Source organism: Roseicyclus sp., assembly GCF_965662675.1.
Taxonomy (GTDB): domain Bacteria; phylum Pseudomonadota; class Alphaproteobacteria; order Rhodobacterales; family Rhodobacteraceae; genus Roseicyclus.
Genome location: NZ_CBFIIK010000185.1, coordinates 1 through 1,859, shown reverse-complemented (window position 1 = coordinate 1,859; position 1,859 = coordinate 1). Strand labels below are relative to the sequence as shown.

General features: G+C 63.2%; 2 protein-coding genes. One reads left to right on the top strand and one right to left on the bottom strand.

Annotation, left to right across the window (positions count from 1 at the left end):
- Nucleotides 1–49: 49 nt before the first annotated feature.
- Nucleotides 50–994, bottom strand: coding sequence for a GlxA family transcriptional regulator (locus ACTG4J_RS15335; RefSeq protein WP_439140599.1), 945 nt, complete (start codon nucleotides 992–994; stop codon nucleotides 50–52).
- Nucleotides 995–1,095: 101 nt separating this feature from the next.
- On the opposite strand from ACTG4J_RS15335, the gene ACTG4J_RS15330 reads away from it, so the two are divergent.
- Nucleotides 1,096–1,859 (top strand): acyl-CoA dehydrogenase family protein (locus tag ACTG4J_RS15330; RefSeq protein WP_439140598.1); only part of this gene is annotated, 764 nt, incomplete at its 3' end.

The window sequence follows — 1,859 nt, the reverse complement described above, 5'->3', positions numbered from 1 at the left end:
CGCCGGGCTGGGGGGTGGAAATCAACCCGGAATGGCTGGCCAAATCCAGCTACAGCGTCAGTGATTGGGCGGGTTGAGGGGCGCGAAGTGCGCGCGGCGCATGCCCGAATTCGCGCCGAAACCCCCGCGTCATGGCCGATGCATCGGCATAGCCCACGCGCCCCGCGATCTCGGCCACTGACAGCCGCGTCTCTTGGACCAGCCGATGCGCTTCGGCCAAGCGGATGGCGCCATAAATGCTTTGCGGGGAACGCCGCGCAGCCTTCTGGCAGCGCTGTTCAAGCCCTCGCTGGCTGAGGCCAAGGCGGCGCGCGATCTCGGGGATGGGCAAGGGCTGTTCCAGATGCCGCCGCATCAGGGCGGCGGCGGCGCGCACCACCCGGTCACCCGCCACACCGGGCAGATGCGGGCCTGCGCCGGGGCGTTCGCCATGCATGAAGAGCGCACCCACATCGAGGCTGAGCATCGGTCCGTGATGCTGGGCGATCAGTTCCAACATCAACTCCATCGTGGTGGTGGCCCCCCCGCAACTCAGCCGGTCGCGGTCGATGACGAAGCGGTGTTGGACGACCGACACCTCGGGATAGCTTTCCTCGAACTCGGTCAGCACATCCCAATGCGAGGTGGCGCGGTAGCCATCCATCAACCCGGCGGCGGCCAGAACGAGGCTACCCGTATCAAGACCCACAAGCGCCCCACATCGCCCCGCCGCAGCCCGCAGCCGGCGCAAATGGGCCGCGCGGGTGAAATCGCGATGCCCATAGCTTGGCATGACAAAGAGGTAATCGGCATGGGCCAAGTCCGACACCGTCATCTCGGGCGTCACGGGCAGGCCGCTTGAGGACAGCACCGGCCCACCCTCCAGCCCCAGAAACTGCCATTTGTACAAGGGCTTGCGCGAGAGCGTATTGGCCGCGCGCAAAGGCTCGACCGCATTGGCAAGGCACAGGTTCGAAAAGTTCGGAAAGAGCAGGATCGCGATCTGGCGTTGCATCGGAAAATTTCGAATCCTGCATGATTTTAAGCAATTTCAGCATGATGTAGAAACCCGCCGCTTTCTAGCGTTTTTCATCGAAGCCAAGGGGGGGCAGCGGCATGGATTTCGGGTTGAACGCAGAACAGCAGATGATCGTCGACACGGTCCGCAGCTTTGTCGAGACCGAGATCTACCCCCATGAGGCGGCCGTCGAGAAAACCGGGATCGTGCCGCCCGACCTCGCCGCCGATCTGCGTGCCAAGGTGATCGAGATGGGCTTTTGGGCCTGCAATTTCCCGACCGAGGTGGGGGGCGGTGGCCTCAACCATCTGGAATTTACGCTGGTCGAGCGCGAATTGGGGCGCGGCTCCATGGCGCTGACGCATTTCTTCGGGCGGCCGCAGAACATCTTGATGGCCTGTGAAGGCGAGCAGCGCGAGCGCTACCTGTTTCCGGCGGTGCGCGGTGAGCGGATGGATGCGCTTGCCATGACCGAACCCGATGCCGGATCGGATGTGCGGGGGATGAAATGTTCCGCTGTCCGCGATGGCGGCGATTGGGTCGTCAACGGCACCAAGCATTTCATCTCGGGCGCCGATCACGCCGATTTCTTCATCGTCTTCGTCGCGACCGGCGTCGATGACACGCCCCATGGCCCGAAAAAGCGTATCACCTGTTTTCTGGTCGATCGCGGACATCCCGGCTTTACCGTGCGCGACGGATACAACTCCGTCAGCCACCGGGGCTACAAGAACTGCATCCTTGAATTTGACGACTGCCGATTGCCCGATGCCCAAGTGCTGGGCGTGGTCGATGGCGGCTTTGACGTCATGAACACATGGCTTTACGCCACCCGCCTGACGGTTGCGGCGTTTTCCGTCGG